Consider the following 19381-nt stretch of genomic DNA (forward strand, 5'->3'; position numbering starts at 1 on the left):
GATATGGAGTTACACATTAATGGAGAAACACTCCAACTTCCTGATGACATTCGAACAGTCGAAGATTTATTGATCCATTTTCAACTTCATCATCGAATTGTAATCGTGGAAGTCAATCGAAACATTATTCAAAAAGAAGACTATAAACAAACAACATTGTCCGATCAAGATCAAGTAGAAATTGTACATTTTGTAGGAGGCGGTTGATGATGTTAACCATTGGACCATATTCGTTTCAATCACGCTTGTTATTAGGGACTGGAAAATATCCAAATATGGATATTCAGCGAGAAGCAGTAGAAGTGTCTGGTGCGGAGATATTAACGTTTGCTGTTCGACGTATGAACATTTTTGAACCGAATCAACCGAATTTTTTAGAAAAGCTAGACTTAGAGCAATATAAATTACTTCCGAATACAGCTGGAGCCTCAACAGCGGAAGAAGCGGTACGTATTGCCCGATTAGCAAAAGCATCCGGCTTGTGCGACATGGTGAAGGTAGAAGTGATTGGTTGCTCAAAAACGTTACTTCCAGATCCAGTCGAAACACTAAAAGCAACGGAAATGTTGCTAGAGGAAGGATTCATCGTGTTACCTTATACGTCCGATGATGTGGTGCTAGCCAAGCGTTTACAAGAATTAGGCTGTCACGCCATTATGCCAGGTGCATCACCAATTGGTTCGGGTCAAGGAATTATCAATCCGATGAATCTGAGCCTCATCATTGAGCAAGCAACGGTACCGGTTATTGTTGATGCAGGAATCGGAAGCCCTGCCGATGTGGCTCTCGCTATGGAATTAGGGGCTGATGGCGTGCTATTGAATACGGCGGTCGCCGCAGCTCAAGATCCGGTTAAAATGGCGAAAGCAATGAAACTAGCCATTGAAGCAGGCCGACTTGGTTTTGAAGCAGGACGTATTCCGAAAAAACGGTATGCGATCGCAAGTAGTCCAATGGAAGGAATGAGTATCGTTTGAACGACCGTTACTCAAGACAAGAGCTCTTTTCTCCAATAGGTAAAGAAGGGCAACAACAGTTAGTCAAAAAACACGTAGTTATTATCGGGGCGGGGGCTTTAGGAACTGGAACTAGCGAAGCCCTTGTCCGTGCTGGTGTGGGCAAAGTCACGATCATGGATCGGGATTACGTCGATTGGAGTAACTTACAACGTCAACAACTGTATAGTGAAGAAGATGCGAAACTTCGCTTACCAAAAGCAATTGCTGCGAAAAAAAGATTAGAGCAAGTCAACTGTGACGTGCAGATTGAGGCGATGGTCACCGATGTGACGGTGAATGTACTAGAGGAGCTTGTGAAAAAGGGCAAACCTGATGTCCTTATCGATGCGACCGATAATTTTGATACGCGCATGGTTATTAACGATATTTCACAAAAATACGGGATACCGTGGATTTACGGAGCTTGTGTCGGAAGCTACGGAGTGAGTTATCCGTTTATTCCAGGAAAAACTCCTTGTCTGCATTGTTTATTAGAAACCCTGCCGATGAATGGTCTCACGTGCGATACGGCGGGGATTATCAGTCCTGCCGTACAAATGGTCGCGGCGTATCAAGTAGCTGAAACGTTAAAAATTCTCGTCGGTGATATTGATGCGGTTCGTCGTAAACTCATTTCGTTTGATGTGTGGAAAAACCAACAATCGATGATTGATGTCAACTCGTTAAAACGAGAGGATTGTCCTTCTTGCGGAACGCATCAAACGTATCCGTTTCTTTCGTATGAACACCAAACAAAAACAGAGGTTTTGTGTGGGCGAAATACGGTGCAAATTCGCCCAGCGATAAAAGGTCCTCGCGATTTAGACGAGCTCGCCAAAGTGCTCTCACGTCAAGGGGGTAATGTAGAGAAAAATCCGTACCTCGTATCATTGGAAGTGCCTGAGCATCGACTCGTTGTGTTTAAAGATGGACGTGTCCTCGTTCACGGAACAAAAGATATTCAAGAAGCGAAAACATTATATCATCGGTATTTAGGGTAGGAGGTGCCACTTGGTGAACGTATATAAAGCGTTGACGATTGCTGGATCTGATAGCGGAGGCGGGGCCGGTATTCAAGCGGATTTAAAAACATTTCAAGAATTGCACGTATATGGCATGACTGTAATTACTGCAGCAACAGCCCAAAATACGTTAGGCGTTCAAGGGGTTTATCCGCTATCGGTTGAAGCGGTTGTCAAACAATTAGATTCGATTGAACAAGATTTAGCCCCACACGCGGTAAAGACTGGCATGTTGTTTAGTGAAGAAATTATTATAGCGGTCGCGGAGCGTGTTCAATCATACGGGTGGAAACAGCTCGTTGTTGACCCTGTCATGATCGCGAAAGGAGGCGCTCCCCTTCTACAAGAAGACGCCGTCCAAGCGATGAAAAAACACCTTTTACCGTTGGCGAAAGTGATTACCCCAAATATCCCGGAAGCGGAAGTATTAACAGGCATGGCAATCACAAACATAGAAGATCGAAAAGACGCGGCGAAACGACTTCATGACATGGGCGTTTCTTACGTCGTGATGAAAGGTGGCCATGGCAACGAAGAGCAGTTAATTGACCTATTATTCGATGGGGAACAATTTTATGAATGGCAAAGTCGTCGGATCGAATCAAGACATACGCATGGGACGGGATGTACGTTTGCTGCGGCCATTACGGCAGAATTAGCGAAAGGATCATCGGTGGAAGAAGCGGTATCTGTTGCGAAAACCTTTATTCATTTAGCGATTGAACAAGAACTAGGCATCGGGAGTGGAAACGGCCCGACCAACCATTGGGCGTTTCGAAACCAACATGAGGTGGTCTCGTGACTTTTCAACGAAACCATCTAACCTTATATTTCGTCATGGGCAGTGCAAATTGTAAAGAAGATCCTCGTTCCGTGCTGCAACAAGCGATTGCCGGTGGGATTACGATGTTTCAATTTCGGGAAAAAGGAATAGGTGCTTTAACTGGTGAGGCCAAGTACGAATTAGCAAAAGACTTGCATGCAATTTGTAAAGAGCACGGTATCCCTTTTATCGTTAATGACGATGTTCAATTAGCGCTTGAGCTTGATGCCGATGGAGTCCATATCGGTCAAGAAGATGGTGATGTAGAGGCGGTTCGGAAGATGATAGGTGACAAACTACTGGGCGTCTCTACCCATAACGTTGAAGAAGCCAAACGAGCCTTCGTGGAAGGGGCTGACTATATTGGAGTCGGTCCCATGTATCCTACAAAAACAAAAGAAGATATCCAAGTTGTAAGAGGACCGATTGTGATTGAGGAAATACGAAACGCATGTGTCACCGGGCCATTAGTCGCTATTGGCGGCATTCAACAAGGAAATATTGCTCCGATTGCTAAAGCTGGTGCGGATGGAATTGCCGTTATTTCTGCGATTACACATGCAGTAAATAATCAGCATCAAGCTGCAGTTTTAAAGGAAGAATTTTTAACGAATACGAGACATTTTTCCAATAAATAATAAATTTGGCGTGAAGACAAAATCAAAACAGTGAGTTATTAAATATTTTCCGGAAGCCTTGTAATAATGTCTGTAACATTGAGGTATATAACAGGCCACAAAAAAACAGACCAAACAACAACATAATGGTCTGTTTTTTATTGATACAACAACATTTATGTTGAAATAGCAATAATAATAGCAAATAATTAACCTATTTCGTTCTTGGAGCACATTGTTCAAGTGCTCCAACGAATCGAATAAGTAACTATGTCAAAAGGAATTTAATTCTATATCTCTCCATATCTTTGCTTACAACTTAACGACAACTCGATTATTGTTATTATTTTATTGTTACCTAGTGAATAATAACAAGAGCAAAAGAGTAGATGTTAACGAAGTAATCATTTGTTTTCCTGATAATAAAATTGCCTCTTTCACATTAAATTCCTTTGCGATGGTCCAAATAGTAACCGCACATGCACTAAATGTCGAAGCAAGGTAAACAAGAAGAAAGAGTTGAAATGGCGACATCGACGTTAATAACGCCAAATTTCCTTCATTAAACAGCAAAATGCCATCTTTACGAATTATTGAAAAAACAAGACCAATAGCAGCTTCTGCAGGTAAATTCATCCATTGAACGACAGGTGCGAATAACAACACCACTTTATCAATCCATCCTAACACATCCAACAACCCGGCGATAAAACAAATGATCAAAAAGATCGGCATGGCTTGAGTTAAAAATTGAAAGACCGTTGAACGAACGCGGTATGAAACTCCCGACCATGTCGGCATCTGAATAAACGTCCGATGAGGACGAAGCATAGCTGCATGTATCATTGCTTGTCGATTCCATATTTTTGTATGAAGGGCACCAACGATAAAGAGAGTGAGTAAGTACGGCAAAAATAAGTGCGGCTTTTGTGCACTATGAAAAATCGATATTGTTGCTCCAATTTGATAACTACATGCTGATCCAAATGAGACGAGAGAAACACATGCTTTTCGCGTACAAGCACTGCACAATCGACTCTGCTGAACGGCCACAACATTACACCCAAACCCACTTAATACAGGAATCAGATCTTGGCCATTTAAACCTATTTTTCGTAAATACGGATCAAGCGCATCGGTAATTCGATCTTTGATTCCTGTTTCGTCGGTGATGGCCATCATAATACTTAAAAAAAGCACAACTGGAAATGCCCATAAAAATGAATAAGCTCCTAGTGTGAGCAAGCCGTAATCTCCTACAAGCAATCCTTCTATCAGCTTTCCTTTTCCCTCAAAAAATTGAACCACACTTGCTAAGCCAACATCTAAATACGGTTGTCCCCAATCGGAGAACTTATAAGCGACATAAACAGGTAAGAGAAACATCAACAATATTGCCAACACAGATAGAAGCGGACCGATTATTGGACGATCAAATAAAAACGATGCAGGGTCTTTTTTAGGTAAGTTCAGTGTTTGTAATACCTTAATAGTATCTCGGGTCCATTTTCCATCTTTTTCAAATGAAGGGACCGATTGAGCTGTTTCTTTTCTTCCTTTTGTTAAAAAAAGCGGGAGATTGTATTGCTTTTGAACATTTTCTAACAGTGTTTTCGTTTGTTGATTTATTTTATCTACAAATGTCACAGCTATAGAAATATTTGATTGAGTTACAGGCACAATCGACAGCAGTTCTTGCAACTCCTCATGAAAATGCGTCCCACGGATAATGAGCATCACGTGATCAGCTTTTACTACTTCTTTTTCCAGTTGTCGTTTACCCAGTTCATCCCCTCTACGCAACCCCGGTGTATCGACAATATCCCATTCACGCAACTGACGTATCGGATGGGAACGAAACGTGTAAGTCGTTCCTTTCACATTGGTTTCTTCACCAATACCAAACTGCGTCCACCTTGAAAATAATGTGGTCTTTCCAACTGATTCTAATCCGAGGAGTAAAAGTCGTTTTCGTTTTGTTCGCTCAGCTAGCAATCACACTTCACCTCACAACACGATAAGTCTGTTAAATACATTTGGTTGTTTGCATAAAGAGTGAAGACCTCTTCTTCATGAGGAAGTTGGTAACGATCAACTAATTTTTTCGCTACAACGGCAAAACGTTGGCGAAACTTATAAATAAAACAGAAAATCGCTTGATCATGGGCAACGCTCGGTCCAATTAAAAATAAATTCGGCGTTATGGTCGATTCATCATACAACGTCAGTTTCGGTTTTCCGTTCTCACCCCATTCAAACAAGGATTGAATTTGTTCCGCTCCTGAGCGAAATCCTGTTGCTAGAATCGGCTTTGTCTCCGTCATCAATTGCTCTCCGTTTGAAAGGAATAACAAATAGCCGTTTTCCTTTTTTTTAATTTTCACAACCCTAATCTTTTCGACTATGGTGAAACGCTTTGTTTGTTCGGCTTTTCGCAATCGTTCCCATGTGTAAGGTGCTAATGACAAACTAGGGTCCGCTTCTTTTCCATGTAGCTCCTTAGCTGAAATGATGGTCACTTTATTTCCATTCGCAACTAAGTTAACGGCCGCGTCAATTCCGCTCTCATACCCACCAATTACTACATAATGCCCATTTTCGAAATTCTTCCAACTGTCAACATACCGATTATGTAGCGCATGTTCTGCTCCTGGAAATGGAGCTGCATTCGGGAATTGAAATTCTCCGGTTGCCCAAATAACGGCATCAGCCTCGTATTCTCCTTCATTTGTTTTTACAATGAATCGATTCTCCTTTTTAACTACCTCGTTTACGTTCACTCCTTCTCGAACCGGTAAATCGTAATGTTCTGCTAATAAATCAAGATATAATGCATAGTCTTCACCGCTTAGATGTTCTTTTCGGAGGGTATAAGCAGGTGACGTTGTTGGTGAAATAGCATTTAAATCTAAAGCACCAAAGCCCTGTCCCGTAAACGATGGTGTAATAAAACGCATCTCCCTCGGCCATTGCAAAAAGGAGGAACCAACACGGTCACGTTCTAAAATTCCAAAATTTTTAATTCCTAATTGCTTTAGTAAAATCCCCATTCCAATCCCAGCAGGACCCGCTCCAACAATTAGAAAAAATGGGTTCATTAATTCCTCTCTCCTTTCATACCTTCTCTTATTTATGAAAATCGTATTCATTACGATTTATAAGATACAGATATTTAAGCATACTTTTGTGGAAAATGCAAAAACAAATTAAGGATGCTTATTCATTTCATAGGGGGGTCTCCACAAACCGGATGTTGACCGGTGAAGGGAAGAGGAGCTTGGTAAATATATTAAATTCATAGATGTAAGTATCGGTAGAGTATTCTCATCGTTATTAAAAGAAAAAGATGAATACTCTACTTTTTTCTCTCTAACATAGATTTTATTTCATTTTAAGGAAATTTGTTTTTTTATTTACATATTTTCTCTTTCGTGTTATAAATAAAAATCGTAATCATTACGATTTTTTAAGAGAGGTGTGTTTATGAAATTTCAGAAGTTTATTCATATTATTTTTGTCATACTCATCGTATTTGGTTTAACAGCATGTACATTAGAAAAGACAAGTACAACGGAAACAAAAGATGAACATCGAAAGAAAACAGTTACATTGCTGTTCAGCTTTGGTGATAGCCAACTTGACCCTCATTTAAGTTGGTTACCTCTACGTGCGGGGATTACAGAAACGCTCGTAAAGCTAAACGATAAACTTCAGTTGGAACCATGGTTAGCAACTGATTGGGAACAGAAAGATAAGAATACGTGGGTATTTACGATTCGTGATGGGGTTACGTTTCATGATGGAACCCTTCTAGATGCAAAAGCCGTAAAAGCATCGTTAGAACGTGGAATTCGAGTAAGCAAGGCATTAGAAAAATCATTGAAAATTGAGTCAATCGAAGCTAATGGACAAACGCTCACCATTCGTACAAAAGAGCCTCATCCATCACTTGTTTCTGAATTGGTAAATCCAAATACATCTATCATTAGTGTAAGAGCAGAAGAGGAGATGGGTACAGATGAGTTTAATAAAGCACCTGTAGGTACAGGCCCTTTTAAAGTAAAGAAATTCACTCCTGACATTGAAATCAATTTAGACAGATATGAAGATTACTGGGATGGAATGGCAAAAGTGGAAGAAGTATTTTTTAAATTTCATTCGGATGCAAATGTACGAGCGGTTGCTTTCCAATCTAAAGAAGCAGATATCGTTTACCATTTGCCAGTCGAGAGTATCGATGAAATTGAAAAAGATCCAGATTTAAAGGTTGAATCTATTCCTAGTCTAAGAGCGCATTTTATTTTGTATAACATGCAAAAGCCAGAACTACAAGATGTTAAGGTGCGTCAAGCGATCGACTTGCTTCTTTCTCGTAAAGATGTTGTAAACACAGTGATGGCGGGGCAAGCCACCATTGCAAATGGACCGTTCCATTCAAAATTCTCTTTTAGTAACGATGGGCCAGCTCCTTCTTTTGATCCGAACAAAGCAAAACAGTTATTGTTAGAAGCGGGTTGGAAAGAAGAAAATGGTCAATTGGTGAAGAACGGAAAGCCGTTAACCTTTAAACTTGTTACTTATGCATCGCGTCCAGAATTGCCGTTAATTGCACAGCTGTTACAAGCAGAGGCAAAAAAAATCGGGGTATCGATCGATATCCAAACAGTTGAGAATATTGACAGCTATTTATATGAACATCAAAAAGAGTGGGATTTAGCAACTTACAGTAATTTAACAGCTCCTCGTGGAGATGGAGGGTATTATTTAAATATCGCTTATTTACCAAATGGTGCGCTTAATCCGGGACAAATCAATATTCCGAGTCTCAATGAACTAATTCACGAACTAAATGTTACGAGCGAACAAGAAAAAAGAAATGAATTGACAAAACAGGCCGTTCAAATTATTGCAAAAGAGATTCCGCAATCTTTCGTTGTATATCCAAACATTGTAGTTGGGGTAAACAACCGAGTTATGAACTGGTCGCCTGGAGCAGAAGAATATTACTTGATTACCAATAAAATAGATGTGAAATAATGTGTCTAAATTTCTTCTCTCGCGTTTCCTCCAATTAGGGATTGTACTCTTTCTTCTTTCTCTATGTACTTTTATTCTTATGCAAATAGCTCCTGGTGATCCGGTGAAAAAGATTTTGAAAATAGATGAAGTTGCTATTACACATGAAGAAGAAGAAGCGTTACGTAGAGAATTAGGATTTGATCGACCGATTATTATGCAATATTTTGATTGGATAAAACAGATTGTAAAGTTGGATTTTGGCGAATCGTATATTACGAAGCAACCTGTATGGGATGAAATGGTGTCTAAACTTCCATATACGATTTACTTAACGATTGGGGCATTGGCCGTGGCAATTGTCATTGCCGTACCATTAGGCGTACTCTCAGCGGTTTACCACCATCGACTTATTGATCATATCAGTCGGATGCTCGCGCTTATCGGAGCATCCGTCCCTGATTTTTGGTTAGGCCTTCTTTTGATTTTTCTATTATCTTATCATTTCAATTTATTGCCTTCTTTAGGTGGAAATCATTTGCTTCATCTTATTTTGCCTTCCGTTACACTAGGATTAGCAATGGCCGCCGTATATGCTCGATTACTTCGGGCTGGATTATTAGAAAGTCTATCACAAGAGTACATTCGTGCGGCGAATGCAAGAGGATTAAGTCAACGAAGTATTTTATTTCGACATGCGTTAAAAGGTGCCATGATTCCAGTGATTACTATGTTTGGCATGAGTTTCGGAAGTTTGTTAGGTGGATCAGTCGTGGTAGAAACATTATTCTCATGGCCTGGTTTAGGAAAAATGATTGTTGACGCCATTTTGAAGCGAGATTATCCCATTATTCAAGGATATATTTTATTTACTGGTACGTTCGTGTTTGTCGTTAATCTGCTTGTCGATATTACTTACCGTTTCCTTGATCCTCGATTACGTTTGGAAAAGGGGTATGGGAAATGACGAAAATGTACCTAAATTTTATTCGAGATCCCATGTCATTTATCGGAGTTATTTTATTAACGTTTATTATATTTTTAACTGTTTTTGGATCGTATATTGTACCAAATGATCCGACAGAGGTGAATTTGGCTCAACGGTTTTTACCTCCTAGTCCGGATTACCCGCTAGGTACAGACCATTTTGGAAGGTGTGTATTTTCAAGGATTGTTACCGGAGCCAAAATTACGCTTGGAATTGGTAGTGTGACGATTTTAGCCGTTTTATGTATAGGAGTTCCCATTGGGTTGATCGCGGGATATGTTGGTGGAAAAGTAGATGCGTTTTTTATGAGAATCATCGATGGGCTTGTTGCATTGCCAGACTTTATTTTAGCTATTGCCATTGCTGGATTTTTAGGACCAAGCCTTATCAATGTAGTATTGGCAATCGTTTTAGTCAAATGGGTTGTATATGCAAGAACAGTAAGGGGTATTGTTCTCTCTGAAAAAGAAAAAGAATATATTTTGGCTGCTCGTATCAGTGGATGTAGTACATGGACGATTATGACCAAGCATCTATTTCCTCAAGTATTTCCTCATGTTTTAGTATTAGCAACATTAGATATTGGAAAAGTGATTTTATTCGTTTCATCTTTATCGTATTTAGGATTAGGTGCACAACCACCGACGCCGGAATGGGGAGCCATGTTAAATGATAGTCGTCCTTATTTTCAATCCATTCCAACTTTAATGATTTATCCAGGTTTGGCGATTATGATCGTTGTCCTGAGTTTTAATTTGATTGGTGATGGCTTAAGAGAAGTATTGGATGTCAAAAAACGTTAGGGGAGGGTGAGTACGATTTTTTACCAAGATGACGATGTTTTGCGGGTTGAACAGCTACATATTACGGTAAAGAAGAAAAATCGTGTGATACGAACGATTGTAAAAGATATCGGATTTCGTATAAAAAAGGGAGAAACATTGGCGATAGTGGGTGAAAGTGGAAGCGGAAAGAGTGTAACATCTTTGGCTATATTAGGGCTTCTGCCGAAATCGCTTTGTATTCAGAGTGGAAGTATTTTTTTTCAACATAAAAATATCGTCAGCATGACAGAAAAAGAACGAAAAAAGTTTAGAGGTAAGGGAATTGGATATGTATTTCAAGATTATAGAGGAAGCTTTACACCGTTTTTCAAAATCGGTAAACAAATGACGGAAGTGATAAAAACCCATGAGAGATGTAGTCAAAAGGAAGCGAAAGAAAAGGTGCTCGACGCACTAGACAAAGTTGATTTGCCATCTACACGCATATGGAATAGTTATCCTTTTGAGTTAAGTGGTGGACAGCTTCAACGTACAGCACTGGCCACTGCTATGATTTTAAAACCTTCTTTATTGATTGCAGACGAGCCAACAACCGCATTGGATGTTTGTACTGTACAGAAAATCATGGATCATATCACAAAGTTAAAGGAAGAAAATGATTGTTCATTTTTACTCATTACCCATGACATTGGACTTGCCCTTCAAAGAGCAGATTGGATTGCTGTGATGTATGGAGGGCGCATTCTGGAATTAGCTAAAGCGTCTCAATTAAGACAGCACTCTTATCATCCATATACTAAGTTATTATTACAATCTAGACCATCGATTACTAAGCATAAAGATACATTGGTAACCATACCAGGAGAACCTGGATTGATTTATGAAAATGGATGTCCTTTTGCTTTAAGATGTCCAATAAAGGAACCGGTATGTTTAAAGGAGCCATTAAAAAGAACAAGTATTAACAACGATCACGATATTACCTGTCACGTCGCTCAGGCTCATTTGATAAAAGAGAGCGTGATTTCTATATGAATACGTTGCTTGAAGTGAGGAATGTTTCTAAAGCGTATAAACAGGTACAAGCTGTGAACAAAGTAACATTCTCTATTGGTTCCGGTGAATCGGTAGGTTTGGTAGGGGAAAGTGGAAGCGGAAAGAGTACAATTGCCCGTCTCATCTTAGCGCTTGACCAAGCAGATGATGGAGAAATTGTCCTTTTAGGTCATCCTTTAAATGAATTAAAGGAAAAACAATTAAGAAACTTAAGGAAACACGTCCAAGTAATTTTCCAAGATCCGCATTCTTCTTTAAATCCTAAGTTGCCAATCTGGAAGTCAATCATTGAGCCGCTTGAGAATTTTCCAGAAGTGACGCCTGAGTTTTTAAAAGATATTCGTCATTCTTCACGTTTAATGATGGAGAGGTTAATAGATATGGTTGGTTTGTCAAAAAGAGTATTAGATTGCTATCCTCATGAGTTAAGTGGGGGACAAAAACAGCGGGTAGCAATTGCAAGGGGATTTAGTCTGCAACCTAGTTTACTGATATGTGATGAGCCAACTGCTAGTTTAGATGTATCTGTTCAAGCGCAAATTTTAAATTTGTTGAAGGAAATGCAACAAACTTTAGGTGTCGCCTATTTGTTTATTTCTCATGATCTTCCTTCGGTTCATTACATTAGTAATCGAATTTTAGTCATGAAACAAGGATGTTTAGTTGATCAGTTCGACGTAAAAGATATGTTCTTAGTAGAAAGACATCCTTACACCCGTCAACTTGTTTCTTCTGCTATGTCTTTGGAGTATTGATCGTAATGAAAATGATTTTCTTTAAATTGGAGGAGAAATAAGGTGGCAGCCACTTCTAGGTATGTATTACAAGATAAATCAAGGATTGGACATCGAAAGTTTATAGGATTAGCCGTTCCACTCATTTTATCAGCTCTATCTACTCCATTATTAGGTGCTGTCGATACAGCTATGGTTGGAAGATTACCAGATGCGGCATATATCGGAGGGATAGCGGTCGGTTCTTTAATTTTTAATACGATGTATTGGTTGCTCGGTTTTTTAAGAGTTAGCACATCTGGGTTTACAGCACAAGCACATGGAGCAAAGAATGAGCATGAAGTAAAGTTAATGTTCTTACGTCCTTTGTTGTTAGCTGTAGGATTTGGTTTGTTATTTATTCTATTTCAGGATTTAATTCAAACGTCCGCTTTTTGGATGATTCAGCCAAGTGAAGAAGTAATCGGACACGCAGCTGAATATTTTGACATTCGAATTTGGGGTGCTCCGTTTGCCCTGATGAACTACGCCATTGTTGGATGGTTAATCGGACTGTCACGTGTGCGTTCGGCTTTGTTCATACAAGTGTTTATGAATTTGTTGAACATCGGTTTGGATGCTGTATTTGTACTTGTGTTAAACATGGGAGTAGGAGGAGTTGCATTTGCAACTTTGATTTCAGAAATTACAGCTTTCATGATTGGGATGGTGTTCGTTCTATATGGTGGCAATTTTACAAAGTTTAAGATGCAAAGGAACCAAATTTTTGATTCGAACAAAATTTACGAAATGGTGAAGGTAAATCGCGATTTATTCATTCGCACAGTTTGTCTGTTAACAGTATTTGGGCTATTTACAGAAAAAGGAGCTACCTTTGGAGATCAAGTATTGGCGGCGAATGCCATTCTTCTTCAGGTTCATTTTATCATGGCTTACATTTTTGATGGAATTGCAAATGCAGCAAGTATTCTTGTTGGAAGAGCCATGGGAGCAAAGCATAAAGAACTATATAGTCAAGCCGTTAAGTTATCAGCTGTTTGGGCTTTTTTTGTCTCAATAGTGCTTGCTGTAACGATGGTAAGTTTCGACACACATATCGTCTCACTATTTACAAACATTGAGGCAGTAAAGCAAATCGCTATTTCTTATGGTTATTGGGTTGCGATGTTTCCGATAGTGGGTTTCTGGGGGTTACAATTACAAGGAATTTTTTCTGGAGCAACTGAAGTTCAACCGCTTCGCAATTCGATGGTGATTTCGTTAATCGTATTTTTAATTTCTTATTGGTCGTTTATTCCGTTTTTAGGGAATAATGGCCTATGGTTATCTTTTATACTCTTTAGTCTTTCACGTTCACTTGTTTTATGGAAATATCTTTTTGTTTTAGAAAAGCGCTTAGCAGTTTAAGGATGGTATTTGTTAGTAAAAAATTAATATATTCCTTTTTCTCTTATAAAAAGAAAATACTAAAACCTTAAAAAAATTATAGTTAAATAAATAAAAGAGCACGGAAAACCATGCTCTTTTATTCATGACTTCGGCCTTTCGATGTTGTATTTGCGAATGCGGTATTGCAGGTTTTGACGGCTCATGCCGAGCGCTTCTGCGGTTTTTGTAATATTGTATTGATGATATTGTAACGCTTTTTGCAAATAATACGTTTCCGCTTCTTGCATGTATTCGTCCAGCGGTTTAATATCCCGATGACTTTGAATTAATAATTGAGTAGAAAACGTTTGATCTTGACGGTGCGATTTTTGCCGGAAATGGAGCGGTAAATGTTGATATTCAATCGTTTGTTCGTGCTCAATGATGTTCATCGCCCCTTCGATCACATGTTCTAACTCTCGGACATTGCCTGGCCAGTCGTATTCGTCAAATAATTGCAGTACATCATCTGATACTCCCTTGACGTCTAAGCTAAACAGCTGATTATATTTGTTGATAAAACATTGAATAAGCGCCGGAATATCTGTTTTTCGCTCCCTTAGTGGGGGTAAAAATAGAGTAACAACACTCAACCGATAATACAAATCTTTTCTTAATTTCTGAGCACTAATCGCATCAATCGGATCTTCATTCATCGTCGCAATAATCCGCACATTTACGATTCGATCCGTCGTATCCCCGATTCGCCGTACCGTTTTTTCTTGTAATACACGTAAAAGTTTCGTTTGTAACGAAGGATGGAGCGCATGAATTTCATCTAATAAAACGGTGCCGCCTTCCGCTTGCTCAAACAATCCTGGGCGGTCCACAGCACCAGGATACGCATTTTCCGTTGTTCCGAATAAAATTTCTTCCAGTAATTGAGCAGGAAAAGCTGCACAGTTTTGCGAAACAAACGGTCGATGGGCACGGGGGCTCCCGTTATGAATACTTTGGGCAAACAGTTCTTTCCCGGTTCCTGTTTCCCCCACAATTAAAACTGATGAAGTCGTCCGGGTGGCCCGTTTACTTGTTTCAATCACCTCTAAAAGTGATGGGGACGTACCAATGATTTGATCAAAGGTGTACTTCGGTGTTCCTTTTACAAACATGTTTTCGCGCAAAATTTTTTCTAGCTTGGTGACGTCGCGCGCAAACTCAACCGCTCCTACTGTTTCCCCGTCCACAACAATCGGATACGTATTATTAATGGTTGTAATTTCTTGACCTTTATAATTAAAATACGTTTGTTTAACGTTTAAAATACTTTCCCCAGTTTTCAACACTTTTAATAACGTACTTTCTTCATTATCACTAAATTGAAAGATATCAAGTAAATTTTTATCTAAGACGTCCTCAATATTCATCCCTTCAATTTCCATCATCTTCGGATTGTAAATAATCGTTTTTCCATCACGGTCGATGGCGTGTATGCCTAAATCCATTTTCTCAAGGAGTTGTTCATAAATAGATAATAAATGCTCATTCCAATCGTTTCCCATTTAAATCCCTCCGTTCAGGGTACGATAACATTGTAAAGAAAATCCCTTGAAAAATGCAATGAATTTTTGCATTATTATATATGTAAAGAAAATTTTGAAGCAAATAAATTTTGCGGTAAGCGATGAAAAAATTTTTTTCGATAAGAGGAGGAGCTTTCCATGATCCCGTACAAACACGAACCGTTTACGGACTTTTCGAAAGAAGAGAATAAGCGAGCGTTCCAAGAAGGATTAAAGCTTGTTGAAAGTTATTTAGGTCAAGATTATCCGCTAGTCATCGGCGGCGAGCGCGTGACAACAGAAGACAAAATCGTTTCGATCAACCCAGCGAACAAAGAAGAAGTAATCGGTCGCGTTTCTAAAGCGAACAAAGAACTCGCGGAAAAAGCGATGAACGTGGCGTACGAAACGTTCCAAACATGGAAAAAAGTAAAACCAGAAGTGCGTGCAGATATTTTATTTAAAGCGGCTGCGCTCGTTCGTCGTCGCAAGCATGAGTTTTCTGCTTTACTTGTAAAAGAAGCAGGTAAGCCATGGAAAGAAGCCGATGCCGATACAGCGGAAGCGATCGACTTCATGGAGTATTACGGTCGTCAAATGTTGAAATTAAAAGACGGAATTCCAGTGGAAAGCCGTCCGGGTGAATTTAACCGATTTAATTACATCCCATTAGGTGTCGGTGTGGTCATTTCCCCATGGAACTTCCCGTTTGCAATCATGGCGGGTACCACAGTGGCATCCCTTGTGACAGGTAACACTGTGCTATTAAAACCAGCAAGTTCCACTCCGGTTGTCGCTTATAAATTTGTCGAAGTATTAGAAGAAGCAGGTCTTCCTGCAGGTGTTCTAAACTTCATCCCAGGTAGCGGGGCGGAAGTCGGGGACTACTTAGTGGATCATCCGAAAACTCGTTTCATCAGTTTCACCGGTTCTCGTGATGTTGGTATTCGCATTTACGAGCGCGCAGCGAAAGTGAACCCAGGCCAAATTTGGTTAAAACGCGTTATTGCGGAAATGGGCGGAAAAGACACAATCGTTGTCGACAAAGACGCGGATCTAGAATTAGCAGCTCAATCCATCGTAGCGTCAGCGTTTGGCTTCTCTGGACAAAAATGTTCCGCATGCTCTCGTGCAGTCATCGTCGAAGACGTGTATGATCAAGTATTAAACCGCGTCGTCGAATTAACAAAAGAACTAAAAGTCGGAAACCCAGCAGAACAAAGCACATTTATGGGTCCAGTCATCGACCAAAGCGCCTTCAACAAAATCATGAACTACATTGAAATTGGAAAACAAGAAGGCAAACTCATGACAGGTGGCGAAGGGGACGACTCAAAAGGTTACTTTATCCAGCCAACGGTCTTTGCGGATGTGGATCCTGAGGCGCGCATCATGCAAGAAGAAATTTTCGGACCAGTCGTGGCCTTTACAAAAGCGAAAGACTTTGATCATGCGATTGACATTGCGAACAACACCGAATACGGCTTAACAGGAGCAGTAATCTCCAACAACCGTGCAAACATCGAAAAAGCACGTGAAGACTTCCATGTCGGAAACCTTTACTTCAACCGCGGTTGTACAGGTGCCATTGTTGGTTACCAACCGTTCGGTGGCTTCAATATGTCCGGTACAGACTCCAAAGCCGGTGGCCCAGACTACTTAATCTTACACATGCAAGCGAAGACAACTTCGGAAATGCTTTAATCAAATAGTCAAGAGCCTTTGAATAAAGGCTCTTCCTCTCTTTATTTTTTTGTCAGAAAATTATGCGAAATAGGAGTGTTTTTTATGGCGACAAAAACAGCACAAATTATTGAACAAACGGAACGTTACGGTGCGAATAACTATCATCCGCTACCAATTGTTATTTCTGAAGCGGAAGGCGTTTGGGTAAAGGACCCGGAAGGCAATAAATATATGGATATGTTAAGCGCTTACTCTGCAGTGAACCAAGGACATCGTCATCCGAAAATCATTCAAGCGCTAAAAGACCAAGCGGATCGTGTGACCTTAACTTCTCGTGCGTTCCATAACGACCAATTAGGTCCGTGGTACGAAAAAATTTGTAAGTTAACAAACAAAGAAATGGCTTTACCAATGAACACTGGGGCAGAAGCGGTAGAAACAGCGATTAAAGCGGCTCGCCGTTGGGGTTACGATGTAAAAGGTATTCCAAACGATCAAGCAGAAATTATTGCCTGCGAAGGAAACTTCCATGGCCGTACGATGACAGCGGTTTCGCTTTCTTCTGAAGAGGAATACAAACGCGGCTTCGGTCCAATGCTTCCTGGGATTAAATTAATTCCATACGGAGACATTGAAGCATTAAAAGCATCGATTACTCCAAATACCGCAGCGTTTTTAATTGAGCCTATTCAAGGAGAAGCAGGAATTGTCCTACCTCCTGAAGGCTTCTTAAAAGCAGCTTATGAAGTATGTAAAGAAAACAACGTTCTTTTCATTGCTGACGAAATTCAAGCAGGTCTTGGTCGTTCCGGTAAGATGTTTGCTTGCGAATGGGAAGATGTAGAGCCTGATATGTACATTTTAGGAAAAGCGCTAGGTGGCGGTGTATTCCCTATTTCTTGTGTGGTTGCTAACAAAGACATTCTTGGTGTATTTAACCCAGGCTCTCACGGATCCACATTCGGTGGAAACCCAATGGCTTGTGCGGTTTCATTGGCGGCGTTAGACGTGTTAGTGGAAGAAAAATTAGCGGAACGTTCGCTTGAACTTGGTGAATATTTCATGAGCAAATTAAAAGAAATTAACAACCCAGTGATTAAAGAAGTTCGTGGTAAAGGCTTATTTATCGGGGTTGAACTTCACGAGCCTGCCCGTAAATATTGCGAAGCCTTAAAAGAAGAAGGACTATTATGTAAAGAAACTCATGAAACGGTCATTCGCTTTGCTCCTCCTTTAGTGATTACAAAAGAAGAACTCGATTGGGCAATCGAGCGTATTAAAAAAGTGCTGTCATAATGTTACAATGACATCGTAGACAGATTTTAGAAAAAGAGGCGAATTCAATGGCGGAAAATCTCAATTTATTTACTTCAACACAAGATGTCATTAAAGAGGCTCTTGAAAAATTAGGGTACAACGAAGAAATGTACGAATTATTAAAAGAACCGTTACGTATGCTCACAGTTCGGATTCCTGTCCGTATGGATGATGGAACGGTAAAAGTGTTTACTGGGTATCGTTCTCAACATAATGATGCCGTTGGTCCAACAAAAGGAGGCGTCCGATTCCATCCGGAAGTAGATGAAGAAGAAGTAAAAGCACTATCGATGTGGATGAGCTTAAAATGTGGCATCGTTGACTTACCGTATGGAGGAGGAAAAGGCGGCATCGTCTGTGACCCACGCACGATGTCCATGGCAGAGTTAGAACGTTTATCCCGTGGTTATGTTCGGGCCATTAGCCAAATCGTTGGTCCGACAAAAGACATTCCTGCCCCAGACGTATATACGAACTCACAAATTATGGCGTGGATGGTCGATGAATATAGCCGTTTACGTGAATATGATTCTCCAGGTTTCATTACTGGAAAACCACTCGTTCTTGGTGGGTCTCAAGGCCGTGAAAAAGCAACCGCCCAAGGGGTCACCATTTGTATCGAAGAAGCTGCGAAGCGTAAAGGGATTGATATTAAAGGTGCCCGAGTCGTTATCCAAGGATTCGGAAATGCGGGCAGCTTTTTAGCGAAGTTTATGCATGATGCGGGTGCAAAAGTTATAGGAATCTCGGATGCGTATGGTGCATTGTACGACCCGAACGGACTTGATATTGATTATTTATTAGATCGTCGTGATAGTTTCGGAACGGTTACAACGTTGTTTGAAAATACCATCACGAACAAAGAACTGTTAGAACTTGATTGTGACATTTTAGTACCAGCAGCTGTATCTAACCAAATTACAGCTGAAAACGCTCATAATATTAAAGCGTCCATCGTTGTTGAAGCAGCCAATGGACCAACCACTTTGGAAGCGACACGCATTTTATCCGAACGTGGCATATTATTAGTTCCAGACGTATTAGCGAGTGCTGGTGGCGTGACTGTTTCTTATTTTGAGTGGGTTCAAAACAACCAAGGGTATTACTGGACAGAAGAAGAAGTGAATGAAAAACTACGCAAAAAATTGGTAGAAGCGTTTGATAATGTGTATCAAACCGCGCAAAACCGTCGTGTCAATATGCGCTTAGCGGCTTACATGGTCGGAGTTCGTAAAATGGCTGAAGCATCGAAATTTAGAGGTTGGGTATAATTCACATAACAAGGGACTGTCCGATAAGTCCCTAAAATAAAGCAAGTGGCGAAAAACGAGCCGTTTTTCGCCACTTGCTTTTGTATTTTTTCGATTTTTCTCTGAAAGTAGCTGGCGGATGCCTGCTACTTTCAGTAT

At 40.2% G+C, this 19381-nt stretch carries 17 protein-coding genes; 14 read left to right on the forward strand and 3 right to left on the reverse strand.

Features of this window, described 5'->3' with window-relative positions; translation table 11 throughout:
- Positions 1-3: 3 nt before the first annotated feature.
- The 5 genes from thiS to H0Z31_02640 are packed head-to-tail and all read left to right on the forward strand — an operon-like array spanning position 4 to position 3481.
- Positions 4-207 (forward strand): thiamine biosynthesis protein ThiS, encoded by a 204-nt coding sequence (gene thiS, locus H0Z31_02620; protein ID MBO8176329.1) that lies wholly within the window; start codon positions 4-6, stop codon positions 205-207.
- A complete protein-coding gene (locus H0Z31_02625) occupies positions 204-977 on the forward strand; it encodes a thiazole synthase (GenBank protein ID MBO8176330.1) in 774 nt (257 codons plus the stop codon). Before thiS ends, H0Z31_02625 begins: the two co-directional genes overlap by 4 nt.
- A complete protein-coding gene (locus H0Z31_02630; GenBank protein MBO8176331.1) occupies positions 974-1999 on the forward strand; it encodes a thiazole biosynthesis adenylyltransferase ThiF in 1026 nt (341 codons plus the stop codon). The genes H0Z31_02625 and H0Z31_02630 overlap by 4 nt, the downstream gene beginning before the upstream one ends.
- A 10-nt stretch (positions 2000-2009) precedes the next feature.
- Complete coding sequence (gene thiD / locus H0Z31_02635; protein MBO8176332.1) at positions 2010-2822, forward strand: bifunctional hydroxymethylpyrimidine kinase/phosphomethylpyrimidine kinase; 813 nt, start codon at positions 2010-2012, stop codon at positions 2820-2822.
- Positions 2819-3481 (forward strand): thiamine phosphate synthase, encoded by a 663-nt coding sequence (locus H0Z31_02640; GenBank protein ID MBO8176333.1) that lies wholly within the window; start codon positions 2819-2821, stop codon positions 3479-3481. Before thiD ends, H0Z31_02640 begins: the two co-directional genes overlap by 4 nt.
- 333 nt (positions 3482-3814) lie before the next feature.
- Here H0Z31_02640 and H0Z31_02645 read toward each other — a convergent pair whose 3' ends face one another.
- Both H0Z31_02645 and H0Z31_02650 read right to left on the reverse strand, forming a co-directional pair.
- The gene (locus tag H0Z31_02645; GenBank protein MBO8176334.1) at positions 3815-5455 is read right to left on the reverse strand and encodes a 50S ribosome-binding GTPase; all 1641 of its coding nucleotides are present in this window, start codon (positions 5453-5455) and stop codon (positions 3815-3817) included.
- On the reverse strand, positions 5449-6558 hold the full coding sequence (locus tag H0Z31_02650; protein MBO8176335.1) for an NAD(P)-binding domain-containing protein: 1110 nt from the start codon (positions 6556-6558) through the stop codon (positions 5449-5451). Before H0Z31_02650 ends, H0Z31_02645 begins: the two co-directional genes overlap by 7 nt.
- A 385-nt stretch (positions 6559-6943) precedes the next feature.
- Between H0Z31_02650 and H0Z31_02655 the strand changes: the two genes are divergently transcribed.
- The 6 genes from H0Z31_02655 to H0Z31_02680 all read left to right on the forward strand — a co-directional run bounded on the left by H0Z31_02655 (position 6944) and on the right by H0Z31_02680 (position 13446).
- Positions 6944-8497, forward strand: coding sequence for an ABC transporter substrate-binding protein (locus tag H0Z31_02655; protein ID MBO8176336.1), 1554 nt, complete (start codon positions 6944-6946; stop codon positions 8495-8497).
- A 79-nt stretch (positions 8498-8576) separates the two neighbouring features.
- Positions 8577-9443, forward strand: coding sequence for an ABC transporter permease (locus H0Z31_02660; GenBank protein MBO8176337.1), 867 nt, complete (start codon positions 8577-8579; stop codon positions 9441-9443).
- A complete protein-coding gene (locus tag H0Z31_02665; protein MBO8176338.1) occupies positions 9440-10267 on the forward strand; it encodes an ABC transporter permease subunit in 828 nt (275 codons plus the stop codon). Before H0Z31_02660 ends, H0Z31_02665 begins: the two co-directional genes overlap by 4 nt.
- A 6-nt stretch (positions 10268-10273) precedes the next feature.
- A complete protein-coding gene (locus tag H0Z31_02670; GenBank protein ID MBO8176339.1) occupies positions 10274-11284 on the forward strand; it encodes an ABC transporter ATP-binding protein in 1011 nt (336 codons plus the stop codon).
- Entirely contained in the window at positions 11281-12060 is a 780-nt protein-coding gene (locus H0Z31_02675) for an ABC transporter ATP-binding protein (protein MBO8176340.1), read from the forward strand. Before H0Z31_02670 ends, H0Z31_02675 begins: the two co-directional genes overlap by 4 nt.
- A gap of 84 nt (positions 12061-12144) precedes the next feature.
- Complete coding sequence (locus H0Z31_02680; protein MBO8176341.1) at positions 12145-13446, forward strand: MATE family efflux transporter; 1302 nt, start codon at positions 12145-12147, stop codon at positions 13444-13446.
- Between the two features lie 122 nt (positions 13447-13568).
- Here H0Z31_02680 and H0Z31_02685 read toward each other — a convergent pair whose 3' ends face one another.
- On the reverse strand, positions 13569-14969 hold the full coding sequence (locus H0Z31_02685) for a sigma 54-interacting transcriptional regulator (GenBank protein MBO8176342.1): 1401 nt from the start codon (positions 14967-14969) through the stop codon (positions 13569-13571).
- 159 nt (positions 14970-15128) lie between these two features.
- Between H0Z31_02685 and pruA the strand changes: the two genes are divergently transcribed.
- The 3 genes from pruA (at position 15129) to H0Z31_02700 (ending at position 19243) form a co-directional block, all read left to right on the forward strand.
- Positions 15129-16673 (forward strand): L-glutamate gamma-semialdehyde dehydrogenase, encoded by a 1545-nt coding sequence (gene pruA, locus H0Z31_02690; protein ID MBO8176343.1) that lies wholly within the window; start codon positions 15129-15131, stop codon positions 16671-16673.
- Between the two features lie 84 nt (positions 16674-16757).
- Positions 16758-17951 carry an ornithine--oxo-acid transaminase gene (locus H0Z31_02695; GenBank protein MBO8176344.1) on the forward strand — a complete coding sequence of 398 codons (1194 nt, stop codon included), beginning with the start codon at positions 16758-16760 and terminating at the stop codon, positions 17949-17951.
- Between the two features lie 47 nt (positions 17952-17998).
- On the forward strand, positions 17999-19243 hold the full coding sequence (locus H0Z31_02700; protein MBO8176345.1) for a Glu/Leu/Phe/Val dehydrogenase: 1245 nt from the start codon (positions 17999-18001) through the stop codon (positions 19241-19243).
- The last annotated feature ends 138 nt before the right edge of the window (positions 19244-19381 follow it).

Source organism: Bacillus sp. (in: firmicutes), assembly GCA_017656295.1.
GTDB lineage: Bacteria > Bacillota > Bacilli > Bacillales > JACDOC01 > JACDOC01.

Excerpts from the sequence above, each read along its gene's own strand:
- H0Z31_02665 (MBO8176338.1), top strand. The coding sequence starts at position 9,440 with ATGACGAAAATGTACCTAAATTTTATTCGAGATCCCATGTCATTTATC.
- thiS (MBO8176329.1), top strand. The coding sequence starts at position 4 with ATGGAGTTACACATTAATGGAGAAACACTCCAACTTCCTGATGACATT.
- H0Z31_02695 (MBO8176344.1), top strand. The coding sequence starts at position 16,758 with ATGGCGACAAAAACAGCACAAATTATTGAACAAACGGAACGTTACGGT.
- H0Z31_02660 (MBO8176337.1), top strand. The coding sequence starts at position 8,577 with ATGCAAATAGCTCCTGGTGATCCGGTGAAAAAGATTTTGAAAATAGAT.
- H0Z31_02675 (MBO8176340.1), top strand. The coding sequence starts at position 11,281 with ATGAATACGTTGCTTGAAGTGAGGAATGTTTCTAAAGCGTATAAACAG.
- H0Z31_02685 (MBO8176342.1), bottom strand. The coding sequence starts at position 14,969 with ATGGGAAACGATTGGAATGAGCATTTATTATCTATTTATGAACAACTC.
- H0Z31_02650 (MBO8176335.1), bottom strand. The coding sequence starts at position 6,558 with ATGAACCCATTTTTTCTAATTGTTGGAGCGGGTCCTGCTGGGATTGGA.
- pruA (MBO8176343.1), top strand. The coding sequence starts at position 15,129 with ATGATCCCGTACAAACACGAACCGTTTACGGACTTTTCGAAAGAAGAG.
- H0Z31_02700 (MBO8176345.1), top strand. The coding sequence starts at position 17,999 with ATGGCGGAAAATCTCAATTTATTTACTTCAACACAAGATGTCATTAAA.
- H0Z31_02655 (MBO8176336.1), top strand. The coding sequence starts at position 6,944 with ATGAAATTTCAGAAGTTTATTCATATTATTTTTGTCATACTCATCGTA.